A 26887-nucleotide genomic window follows, 5' to 3' on the forward strand; every position below is an offset into this window, starting at 1 on the left:
GGATCAGCCTCGTGCGAGAACTTGCGTAATTTCGTCGACAAGCTGTTTGCCGCCATCGGAAGGAGATATCTGTCCGAAGGCGACCTGCTCGGCGATGTTACGCAGAATGAGAGTGCCTTCGCCTGCGCCGGTCGGTGGCGGGGGCGGCAGCGGGCCTGCGAGATCACCGAGACCGGCAACATAGTCAAGCGGCACCTTGCCGGTTTCGTCGAGCTTGGTGGCGACGACGTCGCGCATTGCCTTTGATTCAGGAATACCGCGCTCGACGTCGAGGATCACCGCGGCATCCGGATTCTTGACGAAGAAGTTGACGTAGTCGACCGCCTGATCCATCACCTTCGACTGTGCCGAGACGGAGAAGAACATCGACGGCTTGCGGTAATGGCCGCCCTTCGAGTCCGGGGCGATGCGCATGTAGTTGGTCAGGGCCAGCTTGTCCTTGACCATGGCCTGATAGCCGACGAATTGGTTGCTGTGTGCATAATCGCAGGCAGCCTTGCCGACCGTGAGCGGGCTGGTATCGATCGTATCCTTATACAGAGCTTGGATATCAGGAGTGACGCAAGCTCCAGCTTCGCGGAACTTAGCCCACATATCGAACCATTCGATAGCTTCCTCAGGACCGAAAGCGATCTTGGAGTCCGCTGTGTAGAGCGCCTTGCCGCGTTGGCGGAGGTAGTTTTCAAGGGCCGGTTCGACACCGCTGCCGTCGGCAAAGCCGAAATAACCCTTGCGCTTACCGGCCTTGGTCATCTCGGCACCGATCTTGCCGAATTCTTCCCACGTCGTCTTCTGCGTCGGCATATCGATGCCGGCTTCCTGGAAGGCCACGGTATTCAAAACGGTTGCGGCCGAGTTGGCGCCGAGGCTGACACCATAGAGATGGCCATCGACCTTGCCGCCTTCGATCTGCGCTGGATCGAAATCCTCGAGCTGCAGCTTCGACGGAATATAGGATTCCAACGGAGCGAGGGCGCCGCGCCGGGCATATTCGACGATATAACGGTAGTCCATCTGGATGATATCCGGCGCGTTGCGGCCGGCGACCTGGGTTGCAAGTCGCGGCCAGTAATCGGCCCATCCGAGAAACTCGCCGGTGATGGCGGTGCCGGCATTCTTCGTCTTGTAAAGTTCCGACACCTTGTTGGTGCGGTCGGCGCGCGGCTGCGAACCCCACCACAGGAGACGCAGGCGCGTTTCCTGTGCCAAGGCGCTGGTTCCGAGCGCAGAGAGCGACAGAAGTGCCGCGCTTCCCGCAACGAAATTACGTCTGCTTACACGTAGAGTCATTTTTTCCTCCTCCAAAGGGAAGCGCCTCCACACGCTTCCAAACTAGTTTTGCTTGCGCAAATAACTAATTGGTTACAAGCTACGAGCAAAGCGGCAAGCGTGTCAAGCGGTGTGTCGGCTCGCGAGCCGGCCTTCAAATTCGGTTTTTACAATTTCGCACCGAAGGCTTATGAGCGCAACACGTGAAGACGGAGGGTGGAGCGATGAACGACAGCGGGGGGAATGCGGAAAGGAAACGGCCTCGGCGCCCATCTCAGGAGCGGACGAGCCAACGCGATCCGGAGCGGACACGCGCCGCGATCCTGGAAGCGGCGACCCGGGAGTTTGCCGAAAACGGCATGGGCGGGGCTCGTGTCGACGCCATCGCCGAGCGCGCCGGCACCAACAAGCGCATGCTCTACCACTATTTCGGCGACAAGGAGCAGCTTTACCTCAAGGTGCTCGAAGAGGCCTATGTCGGCATCCGTACGGCCGAGCGGGCGCTGCATATCGGCGATCACAGCCCGGAGGAAGGCATCGGGGAACTGGCGCTCTTCACTTGGCGTTATTTCCTCCAGCATCCGGAGTTCCTGAGCCTGCTCGGAACGGAAAACCTGCACCGCGCCCGCTGGCTGCGCCAGTCCATCCGGCTCAAGGAGTTGCATTCGCATCTGATCGGCGAGCTTTCCGAAGTGCTGGAGCAGGGAAAGAAACAGGGTGTTTTCATCGAGACCGCCGATCCCCTGCAGGTCTATCTGACAATCGCCTCGCTCGGCTATTTCTATCTTTCCAACCAGTACACGCTCTCGACGATCTTCGGCCGCGACCTGATCGAGCCGGCCCATCTCAATGCCTGGGAAAGGCATATCGTCCACGTCACGCTCGCCTCGATCAAGCGCTGAACAGAGAAAGCAGGATTTGACTATTGACAGGCTCGCCGCTCTTCTGCCATCAAGTAACTGTTTAGTTACCGGCTTGGGAGGGCCGGGCCTGGATGCCCACTCCCGCCGCAAAAGATTGCAGGGAGGAAAAAATGGCACGCTTGGGGATCATCTTGCACGGCGTCACCGGCCGCATGGGTTACAACCAGCATCTGGTGCGCTCCATCCTGGCCTTCCGCGACCAGGGCGGCATCACGCTGAAATCGGGCGAGAAACTCGAGATCGACCCGATCATCGTCGGCCGGAACGGCGCCAAGATGGAAGAGCTGGCGAAGAAGCATGACATCAAGCGCTGGTCGACCGATCTCGACGCCGCTCTCGCCAATCCCGACGATACGATTTTCTTCGACGCCGGCACGACGCTGATGCGCGCCGAGCTTCTGTCCAAGGCGCTCGACGCCGGCAAGCACGTCTATTGCGAGAAGCCGATTTCCGACGACCTGCAGGTGGCGATCGATCTCGCCCGCAAGGCGCGCCGCTCCGGGCTGAAGCACGGCGTCGTGCAGGACAAGCTCTTCCTGCCCGGCCTGCGCAAGCTGGCGCTGCTCAGGGATTCCGGCTTCTTCGGCAAGATCCTCTCGGTGCGCGGCGAATTCGGCTACTGGGTCTTCGAAGGCGATTGGGGCGTACCGGCCCAGCGCCCCTCCTGGAACTACCGCAAGGGCGACGGCGGCGGCATCATCCTCGATATGCTGTGCCACTGGCGCTACGTGCTCGACAACCTGTTCGGCGAAGTAAAGTCCGTTTCCTGCCTGGGCGCCACGCATATTCCGCGCCGCATCGACGAGCAGGGCAAGCCTTATGACTGTGACACCGACGATGCGGCCTATGCGACTTTCGAGTTGGAAGGCGGCGCGATCGCGCAGATCAATTCCTCCTGGGCGGTGCGCGTGCGCCGCGACGACCTCGTCACCTTCCAGGTCGACGGCACGCATGGCTCGGCCGTCGCCGGCCTGACGAAATGCTGGAGCCAGCACCGCGTCAACACGCCGAAGCCGGTCTGGAACCCCGACCAGCCGCAGACCATCGACTTCTACAAGACCTGGGACGAGGTGCCGGATACGCAAGCCTTCGACAACGGCTTCAAGGCGCAGTGGGAAATGTTCATCCGTCATGTCGTCGAAGATGCGCCGTGGCCCTATGGGCTGGAAGCCGGCGCCAAGGGCGTGCAGCTTGCCGAACTCGGGTTGAAATCCTGGGCCGAGCGCCGCTGGCTCGACGTTCCCACGTTGGAGTTTTAAGCCGTGACGACGATCAATCTTCCCCTCGACGGCAAGATCGTTCCCTACACGCTTGCCGGCACGCCGATCGAACTGAAGAAACGCGACGCCAAGAGTTTTCCGCGCATCGCCTTTGCCGCCGCCCATGTGGTCGCCGATCCGCTCGCCGACAACGATCCCTGGCTGACGCCGGCGATCGACTGGGAGCGAACGCTCGCCTTCCGGCACCGGCTCTGGGATCTCGGCCTCGGCGTCGCCGAAGCGATGGATACGGCGCAGCGCGGCATGGGCCTCGGCTGGCCGGAGGCGCGCGACCTGATCCGCCGGGCACTTGCAGAGGCGGCCGGGCGCAAGGACGCGCTGATCGCCTGCGGCGCCGGCACCGATCATCTGTCGCCTGGTCCCGACGTGACCGTCGACACGATCATCAGGGCCTATGAAGAGCAGATCGAAACGGTGGAGGCGGCCGGCGGCCGCATCATCCTGATGGCAAGCCGGGCGCTTGCCGTCGCGGCCAAGGGGCCGGACGACTATATCAGGGTCTATGACCGCATCCTTCGCCAGGTCAGGGAACCCGTCATCATCCACTGGCTGGGAGAAATGTTCGACCCGGCGCTCGAGGGATACTGGGGCAACGGCGACCACCTCAAGGCCATGGAAACGTGTCTGCAGGTGATCGAAGCGAATAGCACGAAGGTCGACGGCATCAAGATTTCGCTGCTTTCCAAGGAGAAGGAAGTGACCATGCGCCGGCAACTGCCGAAAGCGGTGCGCATGTATACCGGCGACGACTTCAACTATGCCGAACTGATCGCCGGCGACGAAGAGGGCCATTCGGACGCGCTGCTCGGCATCTTCGACGCCATCGCGCCGGCAGCTTCGGCCGCGCTCGACGCGCTCGGACGCAAGAGCAATCACGAATTCTTCGACCTGCTCGAGCCGACCGTTCCCTTGTCCCGCCACATCTTCAAAGCGCCGACCCGCTTCTACAAGACCGGCGTCGTCTTCCTCGCCTATCTCAACGGGTTGCAGGACCATTTCACCATGGTCGGCGGCCAGCAGAGCACCCGCTCGCTGTCCCATCTGGCCGAACTCTTCCGGCTGGCCGACAAGGCCCGCGTTCTGGCCGATCCGGAACTCGCGACCGATCGCATGAAACAGGTGCTTGCCGTCCACGGCGTTCACTGAGCACCGGCGGACACGGGAGGAAATGACATGCAGGTCGAAGGACTTTCGATCAATCTGGCGACGATCCGCGAGCAATGCGGCTTTGCCGAGGCCGTCGATATCTGCCTGAAGCATGGCATCACATCGATCGCGCCCTGGCGCGACCAGGTCGCCAAGGCCGGTCTCGACGAGGCGGTGCGCATCGTCAAGTCGAACGGCATCAAGCTGACAGGGCTTTGCCGCGGCGGCTTCTTTCCGGCGGCAACCGAAAGCGACTGGCAGAAGAACCTCGACGACAACAGACGCGCGATCGACGAGGCAGCGGCGTTTTCCGCCGATTGCCTCGTGCTCGTCGTCGGCGGTTTGCCGGGTGCTTCGAAGGATATCGTCGCGGCCCGCCAGATGGTGTTCGACGGCATTGCCGCCGTGCTGCCGCATGCGCAGGCTGCCGGCGTGAAACTCGCGATCGAGCCGCTGCATCCGATGTATGCCGCCGACCGGGCCTGCGTGAACACGCTCGGCCAGGCGCTGGATATGTGCGAACCGCTCGGCGAGGATGTCGGCGTTGCGATCGACGTCTATCATGTCTGGTGGGATCCCGATCTTGCCGGGCAGATCGCCCGCGCCGGCCGGATGAAACGCATCTTCGCCCATCACATCTGCGACTGGCTGGCACCGACCAAGGACATGCTGCTCGACCGCGGCATGATGGGCGATGGCGTCATCGACCTCAAAGGCATAAGACGGATGATCGAGGCTGCCGGGTTCCACGGCGCGCAGGAGGTGGAGATCTTTTCGGCCGAAAACTGGTGGAAGCGTCCGGCCGACGAGGTAATCGCCACCTGCGTCGAGCGCTTCCGAAGCTGCTGCCAGATCTGATTTTCAGTATTTGTTTCATCACGTGTGAAGGAGATCATCCGATGGAGAAACGCCGTTTTGCCCTGATCGGCACCGGAAACCGCGGCACTACCATGTGGGGCAAGGACCTGCTTGCCGGCTGGCGCGAACATGTCGACCTCACCGCCATCGTCGAAAAGAACGCGCTGCGCGGCGAGCGCGCCCGCAACATGATCGGCAGCAATGCGCCGCTTTACGACAATATCGACTCCATGCTCGCCGAGCAGAAGCCGGATCTCGCCATCGTCTGCACGCCCGACCATACGCATGACGATATCATCGTGCGGGCGCTGGAATCCGGCATCGACGTCATCACTGAAAAGCCGATGACCACCTCGATCGAGAAAATTCGCCGGATTCTCGACGCCGAAAAGCGCACCGGCCGCCGGGTCGACGTCTCCTTCAACTATCGCTACGCGCCGACGGCCGCCAAGATCAAGGAACTCCTGAACGCCGGCGAGATCGGCCGCGTGACCTCGGTCGATTTCCACTGGTATCTCAACACCAAACACGGCGCCGACTATTTCCGCCGTTGGCATGCCTATACCGAAAATTCCGGCAGCCTGTTCGTCCACAAGGCCACCCACCATTTCGATCTGCTGAACTGGTATCTCGACAGCGATCCCGAGGCCGTCACCTCTTTCGCCGATCTGCAGAATTACGGCCGCAAGGGCCCGTTCCGCGGCCCCCGCTGCAAGCTCTGTCCGCATACGCATGAATGCGACTATTATCTCGATCTCGAAAAAGATCCCTTCCTCGATCAGCTCTACGAAGACCCCTCTGAAATCGACGGCTATTTCCGCGATGGCTGCGTTTTCCGCGAAGACATCGACATTCCCGATACGATGGTCGTTTCCATCCGCTACCGAAACAATGTCCATGTCTCCTATTCGCTGAATACCTTCCAGCCGATCGAGGGCCATCATCTCGCCTTCAACGGAACGAAGGGCCGTATCGAAATCCGCCAGTACGAGGCTCAGCCCTGGGAAGAGCCGAAGCAGGATACGATCCTGCTCATCCGCAATTTCCCGAACGGCAGGGAGGCCGTGGAGCGCATCGTCGTGCCGCATTTCACCGGCGGCCATTACGGCGGCGACGACCGGATGCGCAACATGATCTTCAAGCCCGATATGGAGGACCGGCTCGGCCAGCGCGCCGGCACGCGGGCGGGCGCCATGTCCGTGCTCTGCGGCATCGCCGCGCTGACGAGTTCGCGCACCGGCAAGGTGGTCGATATCGCCGATCTGATGCCCGAGCTTGCCAATGACGGTTCGCCCAATTCGTTGCGGACGTCACGCTGACCGCAGCGCCGGCGCGACGCCTCAAGCGATGTTTTCGAGATTTTCGCGGCTGATCTGGTAGAGCAGCGGCCGGCCGGTCACAAAACGCTCGACCTCATCCGCCGCCATCGCGCCGAGACGCGCCCGTTCCAGACCGATGGCGCCGGCAATGTGCGGCGTCAGGAAAACATTGGGCAGATCGTAGAAGACCGAACCCGCGTCTGGAATTTCCGGATCGGTCACATCGATGACCGCGTCGATGCGGCCGGTCTTCAGCTCCGAAAGCAGGGCGGTTTCATCGATGAGGATGCCGCGCGCGGTATTGATCAGCGTTGCCCCGTCCTTCATCAGCGACAGTCTTCGCGCATCGATCATATGCTGCGTCGACGGCAGTGACGGCGCGTGCAGGGAAACGATATCGGCTCGGCCCATCAATTCGTCGAGATCGACCTTTTCCGCCCCAAGTCCGGCCGCCTCGGCGGCATCGAGCATGGGATCGAACAGCAGTAGCCTGTAATCGAAGGGCTTCAGGAGTTCGATCACCCGCCTACCGATGCGCGAGGCGCCGACGATGCCGAGGGTGCGGCCATAATTGCCGATCGCTTCGCGCTGCATCGGATAGGTCCGGTCGCGGTTGCGGTCGGCGACATAGAGATCGCGGAAACGGAAGGCGCGTTTGCCGGCGAAGAGGATAGCGGCAAGCGTGAATTCGGCAACGGGCACGGAGTTGGCCTCGGCCGCGTGGCTGACCGCTATGCCGGCTTCGAAGATGGCCTCGTCGATGATACCCTTGACCGTGCCGGCCGCATGGACGACGAGCCGAAGCCGTGGCGCGGCAACCGGAATCTCAGGCCCGACATAGGGCGCGCCCCAGCCGGTGATCAGGATCTCCGCTTCTGAAAGCAGGCGTCTTGCCCGCGCGTCGTCCAACCGCTGCAGCGGCTCTGGATCGAGCAGGCGGCCGATAGCATCGAGCCGGCGCAGGATCTGATCGGGCAGGACATGCTCCGTGCGCGACGGCTCCATGGCAAGGACGATTGCCGGACGGCTCATGGCATCTGACCCGGCGCTTCGATGGCGCTGACGGTCGCGCCCTTTTCCCGCACCAGGGCCTCCAGCGCCGCAATATCAGGCGCTTTCGGCGGCCGCGTCCAGGCGGATGAAACGGCGGCGGGATCGTCGAGCGCCAGCACCGCCGTCACCAGGATGGTTTCACCGGCCGGAATCTGACCGCGCAGTTGCGGCACGATGGTCTTGGCGACGATCACATTGGTGTTGGGCTGGGCCTTTTGGGCAAGTCCGGCACGTTTGACCGAAGAGCCGAGATCGAGAATGCCGGTAAAATCGGCTGCGCCGATCGCATAGGCTGCCCCCTCCGAGGCCGACAGCCTATCTTGCTCGAAGTCGCGGCGGCCGATGGCAAAGCCGCCTTCGGCAATCCGCAACGGCCGGCCCGACCTGATCCGGTGGAGGCGGATATGCCAGGGGGCAGCGGGTACGAGCCAAGTTTCGACTTCGGTATCGGGGAAGGGCGACCATTTCGAATGAAGCACATCACCCGCGAGCCGGGCCTCCTCATTCGTTTCACGCACGCGGTAGTGCAGGCCGTCATCGCTGAAGGCCAGCATCGAATCGAAGGCGGCCAGCGCAAAGCCGCGTTCATCGGACTCGACGCTGAAGCCGTAACGGGCCGAATATGCGAATTTTGCGTATTTCTCAGTGCCGAAACGCATCTGCAGGTTTTCCTGGCCTGATGACAGCGCCACGATGTCGCCACCCGCCCGCATCAGAACCATGCCGGGATGATGCTGGGGAACGACCTCGGGCGCCGGCGCCGGCGCCTTCTCGCTGGCGGTCCAGAAGGGATGATCCCCGGCGATTGCGAGCGGCAGGAACGCCTTCAAGGCCCAATAGGGCGAGCCGGCGGAATTGTAGCTCTCCGACATCAACAGGTTCGGGTAGCCGAAACCGATCGACAGAACGCCGTCGCGATCGGCAATCGGCTTGTCCCTCCACCAGCGCAGATGCTGCAGGCAGAGATGCTTGACCTCGCCCCAGGGCAGAGCCTCGACATCGGCAAAGGCGAGTGCCGACCAGAAGCCGGCGCAGGCGAAGCGATAGGTCAGGCTGCGGCCGAAAGGGATCGTCGCGCCGTCGGCGGCAAACCAGTGGCGGAAATCCCGAGCGAAGAGGATCGCACGCTCGCGGTAGCGTTCCGCATAATCGTCGTCGACGAGCTTCGAATAGATCAGCCCGTAGAAATGTATGGCGAAGGGAATGTAGTGATCGACGCGGCGCACGTTTCCGTCGCGATACCAGCCGTCGCCGATATAGAAGCCTTCGAGCTCCTGCAGATATTGCCGCGTCAGGCCGCGGTCGAAATCGGCGCCGAGGCGATCCAGAGCGATATCGACGAAGATGCGGAAGAATTTCCAGTTGTTGTCGGCATAGTCGAACTGCCTGGCATGCTTGAGATAGGCGACGACATTGCCGCGAGCGCGTGCATCGAGCGGTTCCCAGATCTTTTCCGGCACCAGCGCCAGGGCAAACCCGAGAGCGGCGAGCTCGACCATCCGCTGGTCGCGGCCATTGACCGTTCCCCAATATTCGGGATGGGCGGGATCGGTGCCGTTTGCGAGGCCTTCGGCGAAACGATGCCAATGGGCAAAGTCTCCGCCGCCGGCGCCGAACGGCGCCAATCCCCAGAGCGGACGGGCGAAGCCTTCGAGATCGGCCGCCGCACGGTCGAAATGGGCGGCGGCGCCATTGAGCCTGACGCGGGCATTTCCCTCGGAGAAACTGGCAAGCAGCGGATCGAAGAGCGAAAGCAGGGCCCGGCTCATATCGGCGCGGGTTTCCAGCGGATTGCCGGCAAGCGGGTTGGCGCTGGCGGGATCATAGGTCATCGGCATCTCTCACGGGTTCGGCATTCGGAACGGTTCCCCCTGGAACGGGAACGACCGCCTGGCAGATGTGGCGCGCCGCGGCCGTCCTGCTGCGGAACCGGGACAGCATCAGTGAGACGGCCTCGCGCCCAAGAGCGGCGCGGTCGACGCGCATGGTGGAAAGCCGCGGATTGGTCATCAATGCGCAGGGCAGATCGTCGAAGCCGACGATCGCGAAGTCCTCCGGCACGCGCAGGCCGGCCTCGGTGGCGGCCTCGAGCACGCCGACGGCGATGAAATCATTCATGCAGAAGGCGGCGGTGAAGCCGGCATGCTCGGCAAGGATCGCCGCCGTGCGCTCATGCGCCTCGCGGCTCGGGCTCCCCTGAAGAACCAGGGGCACGAGCCGGCCCTCGGCGCCCGGCACGGCGGCGATCGCCGCTTCGAAACCACGGATACGCTCGCGGATCGTATGTCGGTGGGAGGCGGTCAGATGCAGTATCCGGCGATGGCCGGCTTTCGTCAGCCGGCCGGTCGCCTCATAGGCGCCGAAGAAGTTAGCCGGAGAAACGCCGTCGAACTGCATTTGGGGATCGGTGCCGTTGACGAGAACGGTCGGCGTCGCGCTGGTTTTCAGCCAGTCGCGCAGCCTTTCGTTCGGATCGATGCCGACGAGAAACAGGCCCTCGGTGCCGGCGGACTGCATGGCTTCGCGCACGGCGTCCGGCGTTGTGCGATCCTCGCGGACCAGCCGGATTTCGAAGGGCATGCCCGCCTCGGCAGCCCCGGCGCGCAAGCCCTCGACGATCGCTTCGTAGAAGACGCTGAGCCCGCCCGTGACGCCGTCGCTGGCAATCAGCGCCAGCCCGCCGGCAACGGCTTCACTGGTGGATTTGATCGGATAGCCGTGCTCGGCCGCCACCTGCAAGATGTGGCGGCGGACTGCTTCGCTGATGCCGGGTTCATTGGCAAGCACGCGTGATACCGTGGAGACGGAGACGCCGGCGAGCGTGGCGATATCGGCCTGACGCGGCCGTCTGATTTTCTGATCGTTCATGGGGCCAGCATTATGCAAATAATGCAAATTTGCAAGATATTCATTATTTCTTGCATTAGAAATATTTTTGCGTACTCTATCCGCCGAAATGCCCCGGCACGCCGTTGGAGGATGGCAGAGGGCATATTGGGAACAAGGAGGATATCATGCAGGTCACTCGCCGTTCATTCCTGATGGGTTCAGCCGGTGCGGCCGCCGGCCTTGCCTTCGGCGCGGGAAGCGCCGTTCCGGCCTTTGCCGAGGACGCCCAGCTGCGCGCCATGTGGTGGGGATCAAACGACCGCGCCAAGCGCACGCTCGATGTCGCCAAGCTCTATCAATCGAAGACATCAGGCGTCACGATCGTCGGTGAATCGCTTTCGGGCGACGGCTACTGGACGAAGCTCGCAACACAGATGGCCGGCCGCGCGATCCCGGATATTTTGCAGCTCGAGCCAGGGACGATCTCCGACTATTCGAAGCGCGGCGCCTGCCTGCCGCTCGATGAATTCGTCCCTTCCACGCTGAAGGTCGACAGCTTCGGCGCCGACATGCTGAAACTGACCACGATCGACGGCAAACTCTATGGGGTCGGCCTCGGTCTCAACTCGTTTTCAATGTTCTTCGACACGGTCGAATTCGAAAAGGCAGGCATTCCCCTGCCGACACCCGACCTGACATGGGACGAATATGCCAAGCTTGCGGTAGAACTCGCCAAGTCCTCCGGCAAGGGCGGCGGCCCCTATGCGGCGCGCTACGCCTATGTGTTCGACGCCTGGCTGCGCCAGCGCGGCAAAAGCCTCTTCGCCAGGGAAAGCGTCGGTCTCGGCTTCACGGCTGACGATGCGACGGAATGGTTCGACTATTGGGAGAAGCTGCGCAAGGCGGGCGGCACGGTTGCCGCCGACGTGCAGACGCTCGATCAGAACACCATCGACACCAATTGCCTCGGTCTCGGCAAATCGGTGATCGGCATGGCCTATTCCAACCAAATGGTCGGCTATCAGCTGATCATCAAGAACAAGCTCGGCATCACCATGCTGCCGCGCGAGAAGAAGGGCGGCCCCTCCGGCCACTATTATCGTCCGGCGCTGATCTGGAGCGTCGGCGCCACGACGAAGAACGGTGAAGCGGCCGCGAAATTCATCGATTTCTTCGTCAACGATGTCGAGGCCGGCAAGATTCTCGGCGTCGAGCGCGGCGTTCCGATGTCGCCGACGGTGCGTGAAGCCATCCTGCCGCAGCTCAACCCGACGGAGCAGGAAACGGTCAAATACGTCAACCTGCTCAAGGATCAGGTCGGCGAATATCCGCCGCCGGTGCCGATGGGCGCGACCCAGTTCGACCAGCGGGTGCTGCGCCCGATCTGCGACGAACTCGCCTTCGAACGGACCTCGCCCGCCGAGGCGGCGACCCGGCTCGTCGAAGAGGGTAAGGCAACGATCAAAGGATGATCGGTTACCTGATATGAGAGGAGAGGCCCGCAAAACCCCGGCGGGCCTTTCCGTTTTGAGCGATGATCAGTTGGCCGCCAGGCTTTCGACCACACGCCAGTCGGGCCGGCCGAGATCGAACGGCCAGGCATGCACGTCGCGGTCGTTGAAATAGACGACTTCCTGCAGGTTCGGGAAGGCGCTCTGCTTCAGCGTCGCGGTTTCCATCCAGGGCTTCATATAGGCGTCGCCGCCCTGGTAGCCGAGTTCCGCCACCCAGATCGGCTTTCCGTAGCCGGCGACGAGATCATAGCCCTGCTTCAGCGCTTCGGAGAATGTCCGATGCTTGCTGTAAGCGAGCTCATCGTAGCGCTCCAGCCCGAAGACCGAGAGTCCGACGAGATCCACATAATCGTCGCCGGGATAGTAGTCCTGCAGGCCAGGCTCACCCTTCGGCGACCACATGACCTGGGTACCGGGCGCTTCCTCGCGGACGATGTCCATCATCCGCCTGTAGGCCGCGATGTAGTCCTGCGGGCTCCAGCCGGCCCAGGAAAACCGGCCGGATTTGTCTTCCATCTCCTGCCCCCAGCGGACGATCACCGGGCTTTTCAGCTGGGATATCATCTGCGCGATCGCCCGCATGTTGACATCGTAGTCGCCGCGCAGAACCTTTGCGCGAAGCTGGGCCGAACTCAGCCGCCACTCGACGTCCCAGGACCACGGCTCCACCGTGATCAGCAGGTTGCGGCCCCTGGCCAGCGCATAGGCGTCGGCGACGCGCAGCGTCTCCAGGTCGACGTCCTCCCACGGCAGGAACAGGGCTTCGGTCGAGACATTCGACTGCCCGCCGAAATCGCCGTGCGGATCGTAGGCGCCGAACTTGATGCCGTCGCCATGAAGGACGGGGCGTTTGTCGAGGATCGTGCGCACGTTCGCCGCCGGGTTCGGGGCAATGCCCGCATATTGCACCTCGCTTCGGCCCGGCAGATCCGCAACGCATAAGAAAAGCAGCGCGATCGCGGCGGTCGAGAGGTTTTTGTTCATCAGCTTCTTCATGGCTCACCCTCCTTTTCGGGCTACTTCCTGGTTCGCCAGGACCTGCTTCAGGTCACGCGCTTTCGCGCTGACGGTATCGATGGGAACGAGCTTGCGGAACTCGTCGTCCTGCTGGACCGATGCATGACGGAAAATGTACCAGTTGCCGTCCGGCTGGCGCCGCTGATAGATCGTGTTGCCGACCTTGCGGTGGCCGAAACAGGTGCTGGCGCGGGCCGCACCCTCGGCGTTGGTCCAGGTGGCGCGCATGCAGAGCTGGCCGAGATCGTCGACCACCCACTTGCCTTCGGCGAAGGACTGTTTGCCCTTGTCGTCGGTCCAGGCGACGAACCGCCGGCCATCGTCGAAAAAGCGGCCGCCGCCGGTGTTCCAGACCCAGGTCCTGTCGCCATAGATCCGATAGAGCTCAAAGGCGCTGAGCGGCGTCGGCGCCGGCGTCTTCTTCCCGGCTGCCTCGGCGCCATGTGCCGCCAGCGGCAGGCACAGGCTGAGCGCAAGAGCTGCGCCATATAGTCTCGATCCGATACTCATTACATTCTCCTTCTCGACACCCGCCGGTTCCGCCGGCTCACACACCCTGTTCGGCCCGTCCCGTGTTTCCGAACCCATTCCATTTGAGCCGGAACTTCACGATCCTGGTCTTGCCGCCGCCGAGGCCGGCCCCGGCCACGGCAAATTGCGTTTGACTGAAACTGACGATCGTCTGGCCGTGGGAAAGCGCCTCGAGGCTGCGCAGGCCATGATTGCCGACCTGCATGCCGCCGGTAACGCAGATCGAAAGTCCCATGGCGGTGGCGAACCACAAGCCGCGCGATTGCGGCAGCATCGACAGATCGTTTTCGATCGCGTGGCGCACGACGATCAGCACCGTCAGCGCCAGATAGATCGAAAGGTTCATCGCGGCGAAAACGTAAAAGCCCTGGGCGGCGGCGGCCTCGCCGGCGAGCGACATGGCTACGGCGCAAAGGCCGGCGAGCCCGATATAGGGCGCGATGACGCGCAGCGGCAGGCAACGCTGCTGCTGCTTTCCCTTCGGCGTGATGCGGAAATCGACGAAGGAGCCGGAGATATGATCGCGAACGGCGGCAAGGCTGCCGGCGAGCGACCAGGGCCAGCGCAGAAAGATGAAGGCCAGGCCCTCCCAGCCGAACAGCTTGGCATTGTTCGGCCTGAAGGTTCCTGTCGCGCGCCAGAAGAAGGCAAACAGTGTCAGCACGATCGATATCGGCACGAAATGCAGCAGGAAATCCGGATAGGTCACGTCGACGAAACCATGGCCCGTCAGCAAGGCGGCAACAGGCAGCAGGAACATCACGGCCATGAAGGCTGAGAAGAGCGGATACCAGAGCTGCGAGAACACGAACTGGAATCTCAACCGCCAGGGCAGACGTGGGACATAGTGGCGGGAATATTGCAGCAGGATGGTGACCAGGCTGCGCGACCACTGGAATTCCTGGACGACCAGATCGGCGAAATTGGCCGGGCCGTCGCCATGGGCGATCGCATCGACGGCATGCACGCCGCGCCAGCCGCCGGCATTCATCATGAGCGTCGTCGAATGATCTTCCGCAAGCTCGGGGCCGAGGCCGCCGATCTGGCGAAGGGCCGATGTGCGAACCGCATAATGAGAGCCGATGCAGAGGGGCGCCCAGCCATTATTATACCCCGTCTGCAGCGACCCGTGCAGGCTCGCCTCTGCATAGAGCCTGCCGCGCGCCGCCCAGCTTGTCCTCGCATTGGCGTCGCAGATGCTGGGCGCGGAGACATAACCGATCTCAGGATCGGCGAAGGGGCGCAGTATTTCCCGGAGATAGGTCGGAGTCGGCACGTGATCGGCATCGAACTGGGCGACGAAATCGTAGCGCGCATAGCCGAAATGGTCGTAGAAATAGGCGAGGTTGCCTTCCTTGCAGCGCGTCCGGCGCGGCCAGCTCGTGCGGTGGTATTCCGCCACCCCCTTCCGGGTGGAGATGAGCACGCCATGCTCCCCGCACCAGCGCCTGGTTTCCTCAGAAGGGTCCTCGTCGGCCAGCCAGACATCGAAATCGACGCCGACCTGATTGAGCATCGCCTGAAGCGTCGTGCGGACGACGGCGAAGGGCTCGGACGGCGCCTTGGTGACCACCATCGCTACCCGCCCCTGCGGCAGCCGCGCCAGCGGGCTGACCGTCCTCGCATCGACAAAGATCAGGATGAAATAAGCCGGCACGAGCGTGATCCAGGCAAGGACTGATGTGATGAGCACGAAGGCCGTCCAGGAAATGATATGGGCGGACTGGCACCACCAGATCCAGAAATAGCCAAGCGAGGCGAGCCAGCAGAGGATGCCGAAGCCATAAGCGGCGCGTTTCCAGCCCGTAAAGACGGGATCGAACATATCCGTGGCGGCGGCCTTGGCGGTTTTGATGCCATGGCCGATGTGCAAGATATCGCTCATGCCCCCACCTCCAGCCCGAAGGTCGGCCCGGCCGTGCGGATGATCGTATCGATGTCCGAAAGAGCCGGCACGAAGCCGAGTTCCGCCTGCGCTCTTGCGGTATTGGCAAAGAGGATCGGCGGATCGCCGACGCGGCGGGAGCGATAGCGGACGGGAACTTCACGGCCGGTCGTGCGATGGATCGCTTCGAGAATCTCCCGGACCGAAGTGCCGCGGCCGGAGCCGAGATTGACGCTGAGCGAGCTGCCGCCCGCCATCAGATGATTGACGGCGGCCAGATGCGCCTGCGCGAGATCACTGACATGGACATAGTCGCGGACACAGGTCCCGTCCTCGGTCGCGTAGTCGGTGCCGAAGATATCGAGCCTCTCCAGCTTGCCGGCGGCAGCGAGAAGGGCGCGAGGGATGAGATGAGTTTCCGGGAAATGACGCTCGGAAAGCTCCCCGTCCGGATCGGCACCGGCCGCGTTGAAATAACGCAGCGCGGCGAAACGGATGCCATAGGCGGCAGCGAAATCCTCGAGCGCCATCTCGAAGATCAGCTTGGTGCGGCCATAGGGGTTCACCGGCTGCTGCAGGCTTTCCTCGCGGATCGGCAGCGTGGCCGGAACGCCATAGGTGGCGCAGCTGCTCGAAAAGACGATCCTCTCGATATCCTGGTCGAGGCAGGCTTCGAGCAGCGTCAGGCTGCCGACGACATTGTTGCGGTAATATTTCCTGGGCATGTCGACGGATTCGCCGACATAGGCGTTGGCGCCGCAATGGATGACGCAATCCGGAGAAAACTCCGCCATCGTGCGGCGCAGCGCGGCGGCATCGGCGAGTTCGGCGCGAATGAGCGGCCCCCAGCGGACGCTGTCGGCATGCCCCGTCGAGAGATTGTCGTAGGTCACGGGGACCATGCCGGCGCGCGACAGCGCCTTGCAGATATGACTGCCTATGAAACCGGCGCCGCCGGTGACGAGAATGTAGCGGGGCATCTCATATCGCCTCCGCCTTCTCTTCACTGGCAAGCAACCCGTCGAAATAGTCGACGGTGCGCGCCAGGCCGATTTCGAGACCGACGCGGGGCTGCCAGTCCAGCTCGGTCATGGCTCGGGAAATATCCGGCCGCCGCTGGCGAGGGTCGTCGATGACCCTGGGCAGGTGGACGATCCTGGAGCGCGAGTTCGTCAGATCCAGGATGATTTCCGCCAGCCGGCGAACAGTGATCTCGAGCGGGTTTCCGAGGTTGATCGGGCCGATGCATGCGCTGCCGGCGGCCGAAAACCGGAGGAAACCCTCGATGAGGTCGTCGACATAGCAGAAAGAACGGGTCTGCTCGCCATCGCCATAGATCGTCAGGTCGGCATTGCGCAGGGCCTGGACGATGAAGTTGGAGACCACCCGGCCGTCGTCCTGACGCATGCGCGGCCCATAGGTGTTGAAGATGCGGCCGACCTTGATGTCGACGCCATAAGTCCTGTGATAATCGAAGAACAGGGTTTCGGCGCTGCGCTTGCCTTCGTCGTAGCAGCCGCGCGGCCCGATCTGGTTGACATTGCCGCAATAGGATTCGCGCTGGGGACTCTGGTTCGGGTCGCCGTAGACCTCGGAGGTCGACGACTGAACGACGGTCGCGCCGGACTTTCGCGCGCAATCCAAGGTGTTGACGGCGCCGAGCACATTGGTCAGCAGCGTTCCCACGGGGTCCCGCTGATAATCGGGTGGAGAAGCAGGAGAAGCGAAGTTGAAGATGAGCGATGCTTCGATATCGAAGGGCTGGCGAACATCGTGATCGACGATGTGGAAGCGGGCGTTCGACAGAAGGTGATCGACATTCGAACGGCGGCCAGTGGAAAAATTGTCGAGGCATATGACGCGGTGACCGCGCTGCAGGAGCCTCTCGCAGAGATGGGAACCGAGGAAGCCGGCCCCGCCATTCACGAGGACCGTACGTACCCCCTGACGCACCGGTACTCTCGATATTTCAGAATGACCCTCGCTGGGAACGAAACTACGCATTACAAACCCCTTCCCATATATTAGTCTTTTTGATTTAGTTATGCGCTCAATTCCCCTTTATCCGCCCTGGATATTCATTTTACCGACTACCCAAAGCATGAATAACTTTTGAGTTATTCTTCGCACAACTGATTTACTATTAAAATGATAAGACGTTTGTTACCGCGGTCAACTTTAAAAATTACAAATACCCAAAGTAATTACGTAACTATTCTTTAAAGTAACAAATGATTAATCATTCCGAACGATCTTCTGCTATAAGACCTTCTGTCCTCATCTCCAGCTTCACTCAACGAAGCTAATATACGAAGGTGAGGAGAGGGTCGGCCGCGCTGGACGGGGCGCCCCGGTCTTGCATCCGGAAACGCCATGTGCGAGGGGTTCTGTATGTTGAAAAATCAAGATGACACGCGACTGAAGGGCCGGCGCCTCCGCTTGGCCGTGTGCGTATGGGGAACAGTGCTTCTCGCGCTCGGGCCGATGTCATGCTCGGCCGTTGACGACGATGTCGCCGTGATCGCGAAAAAGAAGATCGTGGTGGCCGAAGCGCCGCGCGTTACGAAGGCCTACGCCTATCCCGCCAGCCGCGCCGATCGTCCGGCTGCGGCAACGGTCGGCGTCGTAAGCTATCACGGCTCTGCGCCCTATATCTGTTCTCCGAGCGGCTTTGGACAAAAGTCGCGCTGCTTTGCGCGTCCCTCGACCTGAGCCTGCTACAGGATTCCTCAAATCGACTTCGATCTAAGGAATCATTCCTTTGCGCCTCTGAAGAAGGCGCGCCGCCGCAGGGCATTGCGTCAGTTGCGCCAGCGAGCGCCCGACATGTCGTCTTCGCCGACGGGATGCTCGTTGAAAAAGCGGGAAGCCGCTTCCGTGCGGTTGCGGACGTTCATCTTCTTATAGATGTTGCGGACGTGAACCTTCACGGTGTTTTCGGAAAGATGCAGCTTGTCGGCGATGATCTTGTTCTGCGTCCCCTTGCAGATGAGGTCCAGGATCTGAACCTCCCTGGTCGTCAATGAGGAGATGCTGTCGCGTCGCAGCTTGAGCGCGTTGTTGCGCGCCGCATCGACCGACTTCGTCTGATAGAGAGAAGGCTCGAGCTGGGCGTTCTTGTTGGCAAGGCGATTGAGAAGCGCCGATGGAAAATGCTCGCCACCCTTCATCAGCAGATCCACCGCGGCCATGAACACGTCGAGCCGCAGGTTGAGCGGCAGAACGCCGTCGATGATCCTTGCTTCAACCAGCCGGCTGACATAGGGTTCCAGCATATCGATTGCTTCGACGACGAGACCGATCGATGTTTCCGGGTGATTTTCGCGGACGGCCTGCAGCGCTTCATGGAGCTCCGGACCGGGTATATGATAGAATAAAACGAGCTTCATATCGCTGGTATCTTTCTCCAGCATCGGCCTTGTGCTCGTTATACTTGCCACTTCACAGTTTGCAAATTTCTTTGCAAGTGCTTCCACCATGCATTCTGAAAACAGATCTGCTCTGGCCACCACCATGATAGTATTTGCGGAGGTTCCCAACTTTCGGCCCTGGTCCGCATTCTCCATTCCTGAGCCTGTCATGAACATATACGCCTCCCCTAGCGTTACACTTTACTAAGACGTTCAGCGATGGCGGGTACTGGATATTGTGAAATGCCGGCCCCTGATGTCACCGCGTTATTTTTTAGACATTTCTTAATTATGTTAATACGGATTTAGAAGGAAGGAAATGGCCCAAAGTAATTAGTTTTAGGGAGTGAAAACCACGATTTACAACATCTTGGTTGTATTTTTACTGGAGTGAGTACTTCAGCGGTACTGCCTGTCCCACTATAGGCAACTCACGAAGCGTAATATTTCATTACAGTTTGTCATGAATCGGTCATGCGCGGAGATACTTGGATTCATCACAGAAAAGCCGTCGAGATAGTTGCACGTCCCGATAGCGACAGAGGTAACCCGCAGTTTCCTTCACCGCACAAGTCTGAAGACCTCTGCGGAATCTACTTGGCGGTGGGATTATTTTGCTGCTGCAACCCAGCTTCACCCGAATTGATATCTATCGGCTCAAAAATTTTTACAGCAATCTGTGATCGTCAGCCAAATGGCGGCATGGGAAAGCCAGGTATCGTCATGTCTTTCGTGATACAGGGCCTCCTCTGAGGGAAGTCAAGAAAAAGTAAGCATGAAAATTCCATATCCACTCTTGGATATGGGACTGGATATGTGCGGTCTTGTACTGTGTGCGTACGTTCCCAATGCCGATTTTATCGGCAAATCGCGATGAAACCGCAGATGATTAGTATCGAATCCATCTGCCGATTTTAACCGTATCGGAGCAAGCGCGAGTAAAATCCCATTTGAGATGAGAGGGATTTCGAAAAGCTGCTCCGGTTTTTCTGGAGAAGTGCAATGTCTGACGACATCGAAATCAAGAAGGTCGGGGCGCTTGCCGACGGCTTTGCAAACAGCGCAGTCAATTCAACGGAAGTCGACGACGGCTCCACCGGCTATGTCGGCGTTGCCAATGGCGATAACCGCGACAACCAGGACAACAGCGTCGACGTGGACGTCAACGCCGACCTCGATGTCTCCGCCAACAACGGCGACAACCGCGACAACGATTACGACTGGAGCTACGACAGCAAGTCGTACAGCGACAACGACACCAAGACGATTACCGACACCGACACGAAGACCATCACCGATACCGACACGAAGACGATCACGGACACCGATACCAAGACCATTACGGATACCGATACCAAGACCATCACGGATACGGACACCAAGACGGTCACCGACAGCTACAACACGTCCGACAGCTTCAACAAGACGGACACGGACTTCGCCGTCATCGAAGACGTCAAGGACTTCGACAACCTCGGCGTTGCCGGGCATGACCTCACCTTCAACCTCGGCGACGATTTCTCCTTCACCCTTGATGTCGACAGCATCCTCAACAATTCGCTGGGCGGCGAAGGCAACGACAGCGGCTTCAGCGCCGTGCAGGCAAACCATCTGGCTGACCAGGACAGCGCCTGGAACATCAAGATGGAGAACGAAGGAGCTCAGAACCACCTGAATTCCAATGGCGGCACCGCCGACAGCGCAGAAGGCATGGAGATGGACGGCAGGGGCTGGGATCTCAAGGCCGGCGACGATGCCTCCGGCTCGAGCACGGCCGACGCTTCGGCGATCCTTGCCAATTCCGGCTTCCATCTCGAGCTCGTTCAGGGCGCGAACCTGCTCAGCAACACGGTCGACTCCAGCGTCATCGGCGGCAATTCTCATGTCTCCGACGTCGGCGAGGATACCGGCACCTGACACCGACCTCCAATGACCAAGACCAGCTGCACCGGCTCCGGCCGGTGCAGCTTGACTGCTTGAAAACGTTTTGACGACCACACCGCAGCTCCCGCGAGGAGGCGCTCAAGGCCGATCGTCATTTCGAGTGGGAGGGCCGAACCATGCATGTCGAGAAGATTTCGGAAATTGTCGCACACTTCATCGGTCTCTTCGAGATGACCTTCGATGAGATGAGGGCGCGCACCAAATATGCCGACGGACAAGGCCCGCTCGACGATGGACCTGTGCTGCCTGATCAGGAGGGCTTCAGCACCGCCTTCTCTTCCGTTCTGCAGCTCAAGGACTACGATCCCGGTATTATATACAAAAGCGGCAGCTACGATATGGACTTTGGTCCGGCGCGCCATTTGGGCCGCGTTTTCGAAGAGAGCCTGGAGAAGCTGGCGGCGATTGCGGCAAAGGACATTCCGCTACCGCATTTCGGCTCGTTTACGGATGTCGAGCTGTCGGATGAGCCGGAGCTGACGGTCTATGCCGGGCCTGGTTCGTCGATCAGTCACGTCCTGCAGGTCAACGTTCTCTATGACGACGACTATCTCGACATGACGGACGGCCTCCATGCCGCGCGGGACACGAGTTTCGTCATCGAGCGGCTCGCGGATTTCAGCAGCAAGGCCGAGATTTTTACGCCTTTTTCGAGCCTCCACCGAACCGATACCTATGACGGCGCCCTGAAGATCGCCGAAGATCTCCAGAATTATATCCAGAATGCCAGGGATAGCGGGGCGACCTCGCTCGGCACCGACGACACGCATGATTTCGTCACCGTCGATCCCATCGTCAACGGCGGCCCCTACGTCAACGGCAAGATCGAGGCCGAAATACCTATCCTCGACGACTTCCTGCCCGACCGCGGCCTTGCCAAGCTCCCGGAGGAGCCCGACGACAGCAATTCATCGGTCGAACGGGACGAGCCCGCCGGCAACAGCCTCGATGTGACTGCGGGCGCGAATGTCGTCGTCAATGTCGCCGCGGTGATCCATACCGGCGTCATCGCTTCGGTCTCCGCCGTGATGGGCAACTACCACCAGATCGACGCGGTCTCCCAAGCCTTCGTCTACAGCGACAATGACGAAATCGACGCGGCTCTGCGCTCATCCAGCCATTCGGCCGAGGAAGCGGGAACGATCGCCAAGAATATCGCCATCTTCGAGCAAAGCACCTTCGAACCATCGAGCCATGCCGAGCCCGATCCTGCCGATCCGACCTTCCCGAACAGCTGGCGCGTCAACGTCATCGACGGCGACGTCTCCTTCGTGCAGTGGATCGAGCAATATCAGTTCATCACAGACAACGATACGATGACGGTGACCACCTCCGGGTCCGAAGCCACGGTTCTGACGGGCGGCAATACCGCGATCAACTTCTCCTCCTTTTTCCAGATGGGCTTGCAATATGATCTGGTGATCATCGGCGGCAATGTGCTCGATATCAACAGCATCACGCAGATCTCGCTGCTCTACGACAATGACTGGGTGCGGGCTGAGGACGATCTCGATCCCGGCGCCGACATACAGACCGGCAACAACCTGATCTGGAATTTCGCCTCGATCCACAATGTCGGGACCGGGGCGCCGTTCGAGGTCATGCCCGACTACATGTTCGAGACGCAGAAGGCGATCGAGGATCGCGATCCGAATATGCCGGAAGGCTTGTCGTTCAACGCCAATTTCCAGGGATATGCCGGTCTCAACGTGCTCTACATCACCGGCAATCTCTATGACATGACCATCATCAAGCAGGTCAGCATCCTCGGCGATTCCGACGATGTGATCCAGGCCGCCTCGACACTCCTCGACAGCAATCCCGGTGCAACGGTTACGATCGACACAGGCAGCAACGCGCTCGTCAACATCGCCGAGATCATCGACTACGACAGTTTCGGCCAGACGACTTATCTCGCCGGCCAGCTGTACTCGGACGCCATCCTCATTCAGGGCGGGCTGGTGGAGCATGACACGACACAGCCGGAGCCGCTCAACGACAGGCTCGCCAACGAAGTCATCGCCTTCCTCGACGACGACGATCCGTCGAGCTCCGACGATGCCGTGATCAATGCGGGGAATGATCTCTCATGGTCGTCGGCGCACCCGGCCGACGTCATGCAGGCCATGGTCGCCTGACCTTAAAGTATTGAGGAATGACTATGAATCAGATTTCGAAACAAATCTTTGCGACGGGCAGCGCGCTGGATCTTAGGTCCGGCACTATTCCCTCCGCTGCCCCGTCGGACAAGGCGACGGCTAATCTTTGCATTTCCGCGATCGACGAGGCGGTCGAGAATCTCCGCAGGATGAGCGGCGCCGGCACGTCGCAGGCTGGGCGCACCAAGGGAACGGTCGAAATTGCGGCACGCGAGAGCGATCCCGAAGACGCAGTCACGATAGAGGTCCCACTCCCGCAAAAGACGGTGGCGCCGGCAGCTTCGAATGTGGAAACGGCGCGTCCTGCCCCGGCAATGGAGAGCCCGGCGACTACAAAGCCGGCGGAAGCGCCTGTCCAGCCACAGACCGAGGCGAGGGCGGCCCCCGAATGTCCGAAGGAAAGGACCGAGCTCAAATCGAGCCCGACAATGCCGTTCGGCAAGACCATAGACGGCGAGAGCGGCCCGGTCATCGAGAACGACCGACGCGTCCGGGCGGGGGGCGGCGGAAATAGTAAGGATACCGATCTCGGCGGGGGCGGCAGTGGCGGCGGTTTTCACAAGCGCAGCGAGCCTGTGAATTTCGCCGCCAGCCTCGCCCGCGGGATTGCGGCGGTACGAAGGAACATGGCGATCGTGATGGTGTTCACGATCGCGATCAACGTCCTCCTCCTGGCGATCCCGCTTTATCTCTTCCAGATATCCGACCGGGTGCTGACTAGCCGGTCGATCGACACGCTCGTCATGCTCTCGGTCGCCGTGCTCGGCGCCGTGCTGCTGCAGGCTTTCATGGATTCGGTGCGGCGCTTCATTCTGATGCGCACCGCGGTTGAGCTCGAAGTGCAGCTCGGCGCGCCGATCCTCAGCGCCGCGGCGAGGGCATCGCTCCATGGCAGCGGCAAGGATTATCAGACGCTGCAGGACCTGCAGCTCCTACGCGGTTTCCTGACGTCGGGCACGCTGATCGCATTTCTCGACGCGCCGCTGATGCCGTTCTTCGTGGTGGTCGTCTATTTCGTCCATCCGCATCTCGGCATCATCATCATGGCCTGCTGCGCGGTGCTTTTCCTCATCGCTTACCTGAACCAGAAATTCACGGCCCGGCAATTCGCAGAATCCAACGGCTATCTCAGCCGCGCGAATTTCCATCTCGACTCCATGTCGCGCAATTCGCAGATCATCAATGCCATGGCGATGATCCCCGAGGCCGTGAAGATGTGGGGCCGGGAAACGGCGGGATCGCTGAAGTCGCAAGTCGAAGCGCAGGACCGCAACATCATCTTTTCAGGCATCTCGAAGGCCTGCCGCATGATCACGCAGGTGACGCTCCTAGGCTGGGGTGCCCATCTGTCGCTCGCAGGCGACCTGACGGGCGGCATGGTGATCGCGGCTTCGATCATTTCGGGACGGGCGCTGGCGCCGATCGAAGGCGCCATCGAAGGCTGGCACCAGTTCAACAAATCGGCAGCCGCCTATGCCAGGATCAAGAGCCTGCTCCTGAACTCGCCGTTGAACTTCCCGCGCCTGCGCCTTCCCAATCCCGAAGGCCGGCTCGATGTCGAACGCATTCTGTTCGTGCCGCCGCCGCAGAAGAAGGTCATTCTCAACGGCATCTCCTTCTCGCTCAAAAAGGGAGAATCGCTTGCGATCATCGGCAATTCCGGTTCGGGCAAGACGACGCTCGGCAAGATGCTCGTCGGCTCCATCGTTCCGACATCGGGAAATGTGCGCCTCGACCTGATGGATCTGCGCAACTGGGACCAGCGCCAGTTCGGCGAAAGCATCGGCTATCTGCCGCAGGACGTGCAGCTCTTTCCCGGTACGATCAAGGCCAATATCTGCCGCATGCGCGACGACGTCGAGGATCACCAGATCTATGACGCTGCCGTACTCGCCGATGTGCATGAGCTCATCGCCGGCTTCCCGCAAGGGTACGAAACCGTCGTGGCGGCCGACGGCGCTCCGCTTTCCGGCGGCCAGAAGCAGCGCATCGCGCTGGCGCGCGCCTTTTTCGGCAATCCCAAATTCGTGGTGCTCGACGAGCCGAATTCGAACCTCGATACCCAGGGCGAGGCGGCGCTCGCCAAGGCGCTGATCCACGCCAAGAAGCAGGGCATCACCACCGTCACGATCACCCAGCGCCCCGCTCTGCTCCAATGCGTCGACAAGATCCTCGTGCTCAAGGATGGCACGGTCGCCATGTTCGGCGAGCGGATCGAGGTGCTGCAGGCGCTTTCCAAGAACAACGCCAATGGCGGCCAACAACCGCCTCGCATCGAGGGATGAACGACATGGGGAAAAAACAGGAGGCATCCGGCTCCTCGCAGATCGAATGGTATAGCGAGGTGCCGCGCTCGATCCGTCTGCACAGCATCGTCGGCCTGACGGTGCTCTTCGTCTCCTTCGGAGGGTTCGGCTTCTGGGCCGCAACCGCGCCGCTCGCCTCGGCGATCATCGCGCAGGGAAGCTTCGTCGCGACCGGCAACAACAAGATCGTCCAGCATCTGGAAGGCGGCATCATCAAGGAGATGCGCGTCAGCGAAGGTGACACGGTTAGGGAGGGCGATATCCTGCTGACCCTCGATCCCACGGCATCACGCTCGAACGAACGGATGCTGCAGCTTCGCCGCCTGCGCCTCGAGGCCGTCGTCGCGCGGCTTCGCGCCGAAGCGCAGGGCCTCAAGCAATTCCACATTCCCGACATCGTCACCAAGGAAGTGAGCGATCCCGATATCTACGCGATCATCCAGAGCCAGAACGTCGTCTTCCACAGCAAGCAGATCAAGCTCGAAGAGCAGTTGAACCTGATCGAGAAGAACATCAAGTCGCTGGAATATCGCTTCGACGGCTATAAGGGCCAGCGGGAATCCTTTGAAAGGCAGCTGGCGCTGCTGACCGAGGAACGCGATTCCAAGGCCCGGCTGGTCAAGGTCGGCTATATGCGCAAGACGGATCTGCTGGCGATCGAGCGGGCGATCGCCGATGCGATGGGCGACATTTCGCGGCTGAACGGCGAGATCAACGAGAGCGAAGCCGAAATCGCCAAATTCCGCCAGGAAGCCGTCATCGCCGTCAATTCGAACAAGCAGGCGGCGCTCGATGCGCTCGAGACCGCCGAATCCGACCTGGACAGCGTGCGGGAGCAAATGCGCGAGGCCGCCGGTGTGCTTGAACGCACCGTCATCCGCTCGCCGGTATCGGGCACGGTGGTGCGCTCCTATTTCCACACGGCCGGCGGCGTCATTATGACGGGCAAGCCGATCATGGAAATCTTGCCGGCGCATGTGCCGCTGATCCTGGAAGCACAGGTGCTGCGCACTTCCATCGATCAATTGCGCGAGGGGGAAACGGCTTCGATCCGTCTGACGGCGCTCAACCGGCGCACGACCCCGGTTCTCGAGGGTAGGGTCTTCTACGTCTCGGCCGATTCGATCGAGGAGAATGCCGGCCTCTCGGTCAAGGACGTCTATATCGTGCGCGTCGAAATACCGGATTCCGAAATTGCGCGCGTGCATAATTTCCATCCCGTTCCCGGCATGCCGGCGGAAGTGCTGATCCAGACGTCGGAGCGCACCTTCTTCGAATATTTGAGCAAACCGATCACCGACAGCATGTCCCGCGCCTTCAAGGAGCGCTGATCGCTCTTCATCCGAGCGGTCCGCCGATATGACGGATCATCCGCGGTTCTGCTATAATGACGGCCTGCATCCCTTGGGATGGGTCGCACCCTGCGGGGAGAAAGAGGTTTGGC

The 26887-nt window shown here is 61.0% G+C and carries 21 protein-coding genes; 11 read left to right on the forward strand and 10 right to left on the reverse strand.

All coding sequences use genetic code 11. The features are described from left to right. Positions 1–3: 3 nt before the first annotated feature. A complete protein-coding gene (locus tag QD408_RS02430; protein ID WP_088683091.1) occupies positions 4–1290 on the reverse strand; it encodes an ABC transporter substrate-binding protein in 1287 nt (428 codons plus the stop codon). Between the two features lie 203 nt (positions 1291–1493). Here QD408_RS02430 and QD408_RS02435 point away from each other — a divergent pair, with 203 nt between their 5' ends. The 5 genes from QD408_RS02435 to QD408_RS02455 all read left to right on the forward strand — a co-directional run bounded on the left by QD408_RS02435 (position 1494) and on the right by QD408_RS02455 (position 6795). Then, positions 1494–2171, forward strand: coding sequence for a TetR/AcrR family transcriptional regulator (locus QD408_RS02435; protein WP_088683090.1), 678 nt, complete (start codon positions 1494–1496; stop codon positions 2169–2171). A gap of 131 nt (positions 2172–2302) precedes the next feature. Then, positions 2303–3451, forward strand: coding sequence for a Gfo/Idh/MocA family protein (locus QD408_RS02440; RefSeq protein ID WP_088683089.1), 1149 nt, complete (start codon positions 2303–2305; stop codon positions 3449–3451). A 3-nt stretch (positions 3452–3454) separates the two neighbouring features. Then, a complete protein-coding gene (locus QD408_RS02445; protein WP_088683088.1) occupies positions 3455–4618 on the forward strand; it encodes a dihydrodipicolinate synthase family protein in 1164 nt (387 codons plus the stop codon). Between the two features lie 27 nt (positions 4619–4645). After that, positions 4646–5476: a sugar phosphate isomerase/epimerase family protein gene (locus QD408_RS02450; RefSeq protein WP_088683087.1), complete on the forward strand. Its 831-nt coding sequence runs from the start codon at positions 4646–4648 to the stop codon at positions 5474–5476. A 41-nt stretch (positions 5477–5517) separates the two neighbouring features. Further along, the gene (locus QD408_RS02455) at positions 5518–6795 is read left to right on the forward strand and encodes a Gfo/Idh/MocA family protein (protein WP_414138218.1); all 1278 of its coding nucleotides are present in this window, start codon (positions 5518–5520) and stop codon (positions 6793–6795) included. Positions 6796–6816: 21 nt separating this feature from the next. On the opposite strand, the gene QD408_RS02460 is transcribed toward QD408_RS02455, so the two are convergent. From QD408_RS02460 to QD408_RS02470, 3 genes are read right to left on the reverse strand one after another with little or no spacing between them, the layout of a single operon-like run. Then, entirely contained in the window at positions 6817–7827 is a 1011-nt protein-coding gene (locus tag QD408_RS02460) for a hydroxyacid dehydrogenase (RefSeq protein ID WP_414138219.1), read from the reverse strand. Then, the gene (locus QD408_RS02465; protein ID WP_414138220.1) at positions 7824–9680 is read right to left on the reverse strand and encodes a DUF2264 domain-containing protein; all 1857 of its coding nucleotides are present in this window, start codon (positions 9678–9680) and stop codon (positions 7824–7826) included. Before QD408_RS02465 ends, QD408_RS02460 begins: the two co-directional genes overlap by 4 nt. Beyond that, a complete protein-coding gene (locus QD408_RS02470) occupies positions 9670–10716 on the reverse strand; it encodes a LacI family DNA-binding transcriptional regulator (protein ID WP_414138221.1) in 1047 nt (348 codons plus the stop codon). The genes QD408_RS02465 and QD408_RS02470 overlap by 11 nt, the downstream gene beginning before the upstream one ends. 146 nt (positions 10717–10862) lie before the next feature. Here QD408_RS02470 and QD408_RS02475 point away from each other — a divergent pair, with 146 nt between their 5' ends. Continuing rightward, positions 10863–12149 (forward strand): ABC transporter substrate-binding protein, encoded by a 1287-nt coding sequence (locus QD408_RS02475; protein WP_088683082.1) that lies wholly within the window; start codon positions 10863–10865, stop codon positions 12147–12149. Positions 12150–12215: 66 nt separating this feature from the next. Here the strand turns inward: QD408_RS02475 and QD408_RS02480 are convergent, their stop codons facing one another. From QD408_RS02480 to QD408_RS02500, 5 genes are read right to left on the reverse strand one after another with little or no spacing between them, the layout of a single operon-like run. Continuing rightward, positions 12216–13187, reverse strand: coding sequence for a glycoside hydrolase family 26 protein (locus QD408_RS02480; RefSeq protein ID WP_088683081.1), 972 nt, complete (start codon positions 13185–13187; stop codon positions 12216–12218). A 3-nt stretch (positions 13188–13190) separates the two neighbouring features. Then, a complete protein-coding gene (locus QD408_RS02485) occupies positions 13191–13718 on the reverse strand; it encodes a DUF995 domain-containing protein (protein ID WP_088683080.1) in 528 nt (175 codons plus the stop codon). A 37-nt stretch (positions 13719–13755) separates the two neighbouring features. Next, entirely contained in the window at positions 13756–15624 is a 1869-nt protein-coding gene (locus tag QD408_RS02490; protein WP_414138222.1) for a glycosyltransferase family 2 protein, read from the reverse strand. Next, positions 15621–16604, reverse strand: a complete 984-nt coding sequence (galE, locus tag QD408_RS02495) for a UDP-glucose 4-epimerase GalE (protein WP_414138223.1) — start codon at positions 16602–16604, stop codon at positions 15621–15623. The genes QD408_RS02490 and galE overlap by 4 nt, the downstream gene beginning before the upstream one ends. A gap of 1 nt (position 16605) precedes the next feature. Beyond that, positions 16606–17628: a UDP-glucuronic acid decarboxylase family protein gene (locus QD408_RS02500; RefSeq protein WP_088683077.1), complete on the reverse strand. Its 1023-nt coding sequence runs from the start codon at positions 17626–17628 to the stop codon at positions 16606–16608. 387 nt (positions 17629–18015) lie between these two features. Here QD408_RS02500 and QD408_RS02505 point away from each other — a divergent pair, with 387 nt between their 5' ends. Then, a complete protein-coding gene (locus QD408_RS02505) occupies positions 18016–18336 on the forward strand; it encodes a hypothetical protein (protein ID WP_414138238.1) in 321 nt (106 codons plus the stop codon). Between the two features lie 89 nt (positions 18337–18425). On the opposite strand, the gene QD408_RS02510 is transcribed toward QD408_RS02505, so the two are convergent. Next, positions 18426–19211, reverse strand: a complete 786-nt coding sequence (locus tag QD408_RS02510; protein ID WP_088683075.1) for a helix-turn-helix transcriptional regulator — start codon at positions 19209–19211, stop codon at positions 18426–18428. Between the two features lie 825 nt (positions 19212–20036). Between QD408_RS02510 and QD408_RS02515 the strand changes: the two genes are divergently transcribed. The 4 genes from QD408_RS02515 (at position 20037) to QD408_RS02530 (ending at position 26774) form a co-directional block, all read left to right on the forward strand. Continuing rightward, positions 20037–20951 carry a fibrinogen-binding protein gene (locus tag QD408_RS02515; protein ID WP_088683074.1) on the forward strand — a complete coding sequence of 305 codons (915 nt, stop codon included), beginning with the start codon at positions 20037–20039 and terminating at the stop codon, positions 20949–20951. A gap of 143 nt (positions 20952–21094) precedes the next feature. Continuing rightward, a complete protein-coding gene (locus tag QD408_RS02520) occupies positions 21095–23116 on the forward strand; it encodes a hypothetical protein (RefSeq protein WP_414138224.1) in 2022 nt (673 codons plus the stop codon). 23 nt (positions 23117–23139) lie between these two features. Beyond that, positions 23140–25422, forward strand: coding sequence for a type I secretion system permease/ATPase (locus tag QD408_RS02525; RefSeq protein ID WP_414138225.1), 2283 nt, complete (start codon positions 23140–23142; stop codon positions 25420–25422). Beyond that, the gene (locus tag QD408_RS02530; protein WP_414138226.1) at positions 25419–26774 is read left to right on the forward strand and encodes an HlyD family type I secretion periplasmic adaptor subunit; all 1356 of its coding nucleotides are present in this window, start codon (positions 25419–25421) and stop codon (positions 26772–26774) included. Before QD408_RS02525 ends, QD408_RS02530 begins: the two co-directional genes overlap by 4 nt. Positions 26775–26887: the final 113 nt, after the last annotated feature.

This window comes from Rhizobium sp. BR 249, from assembly GCF_047445895.1.
Lineage (GTDB): Bacteria > Pseudomonadota > Alphaproteobacteria > Rhizobiales > Rhizobiaceae > Rhizobium.

Excerpts from the sequence above, each read along its gene's own strand:
- QD408_RS02455 (WP_414138218.1), top strand. The coding sequence starts at position 5,518 with ATGGAGAAACGCCGTTTTGCCCTGATCGGCACCGGAAACCGCGGCACT.
- QD408_RS02530 (WP_414138226.1), top strand. The coding sequence starts at position 25,419 with ATGAACGACATGGGGAAAAAACAGGAGGCATCCGGCTCCTCGCAGATC.
- QD408_RS02460 (WP_414138219.1), bottom strand. The coding sequence starts at position 7,827 with ATGAGCCGTCCGGCAATCGTCCTTGCCATGGAGCCGTCGCGCACGGAG.
- galE (WP_414138223.1), bottom strand. The coding sequence starts at position 16,604 with ATGCCCCGCTACATTCTCGTCACCGGCGGCGCCGGTTTCATAGGCAGT.
- QD408_RS02465 (WP_414138220.1), bottom strand. The coding sequence starts at position 9,680 with ATGACCTATGATCCCGCCAGCGCCAACCCGCTTGCCGGCAATCCGCTG.
- QD408_RS02500 (WP_088683077.1), bottom strand. The coding sequence starts at position 17,628 with ATGCGTAGTTTCGTTCCCAGCGAGGGTCATTCTGAAATATCGAGAGTA.
- QD408_RS02520 (WP_414138224.1), top strand. The coding sequence starts at position 21,095 with ATGCATGTCGAGAAGATTTCGGAAATTGTCGCACACTTCATCGGTCTC.
- QD408_RS02475 (WP_088683082.1), top strand. The coding sequence starts at position 10,863 with ATGCAGGTCACTCGCCGTTCATTCCTGATGGGTTCAGCCGGTGCGGCC.
- QD408_RS02510 (WP_088683075.1), bottom strand. The coding sequence starts at position 19,211 with ATGTTCATGACAGGCTCAGGAATGGAGAATGCGGACCAGGGCCGAAAG.
- QD408_RS02490 (WP_414138222.1), bottom strand. The coding sequence starts at position 15,624 with ATGAGCGATATCTTGCACATCGGCCATGGCATCAAAACCGCCAAGGCC.
- QD408_RS02440 (WP_088683089.1), top strand. The coding sequence starts at position 2,303 with ATGGCACGCTTGGGGATCATCTTGCACGGCGTCACCGGCCGCATGGGT.
- QD408_RS02505 (WP_414138238.1), top strand. The coding sequence starts at position 18,016 with ATGTTGAAAAATCAAGATGACACGCGACTGAAGGGCCGGCGCCTCCGC.
- QD408_RS02470 (WP_414138221.1), bottom strand. The coding sequence starts at position 10,716 with ATGAACGATCAGAAAATCAGACGGCCGCGTCAGGCCGATATCGCCACG.
- QD408_RS02450 (WP_088683087.1), top strand. The coding sequence starts at position 4,646 with ATGCAGGTCGAAGGACTTTCGATCAATCTGGCGACGATCCGCGAGCAA.
- QD408_RS02525 (WP_414138225.1), top strand. The coding sequence starts at position 23,140 with ATGAATCAGATTTCGAAACAAATCTTTGCGACGGGCAGCGCGCTGGAT.
- QD408_RS02435 (WP_088683090.1), top strand. The coding sequence starts at position 1,494 with ATGAACGACAGCGGGGGGAATGCGGAAAGGAAACGGCCTCGGCGCCCA.
- QD408_RS02485 (WP_088683080.1), bottom strand. The coding sequence starts at position 13,718 with ATGAGTATCGGATCGAGACTATATGGCGCAGCTCTTGCGCTCAGCCTG.
- QD408_RS02480 (WP_088683081.1), bottom strand. The coding sequence starts at position 13,187 with ATGAAGAAGCTGATGAACAAAAACCTCTCGACCGCCGCGATCGCGCTG.
- QD408_RS02430 (WP_088683091.1), bottom strand. The coding sequence starts at position 1,290 with ATGACTCTACGTGTAAGCAGACGTAATTTCGTTGCGGGAAGCGCGGCA.
- QD408_RS02515 (WP_088683074.1), top strand. The coding sequence starts at position 20,037 with ATGTCTGACGACATCGAAATCAAGAAGGTCGGGGCGCTTGCCGACGGC.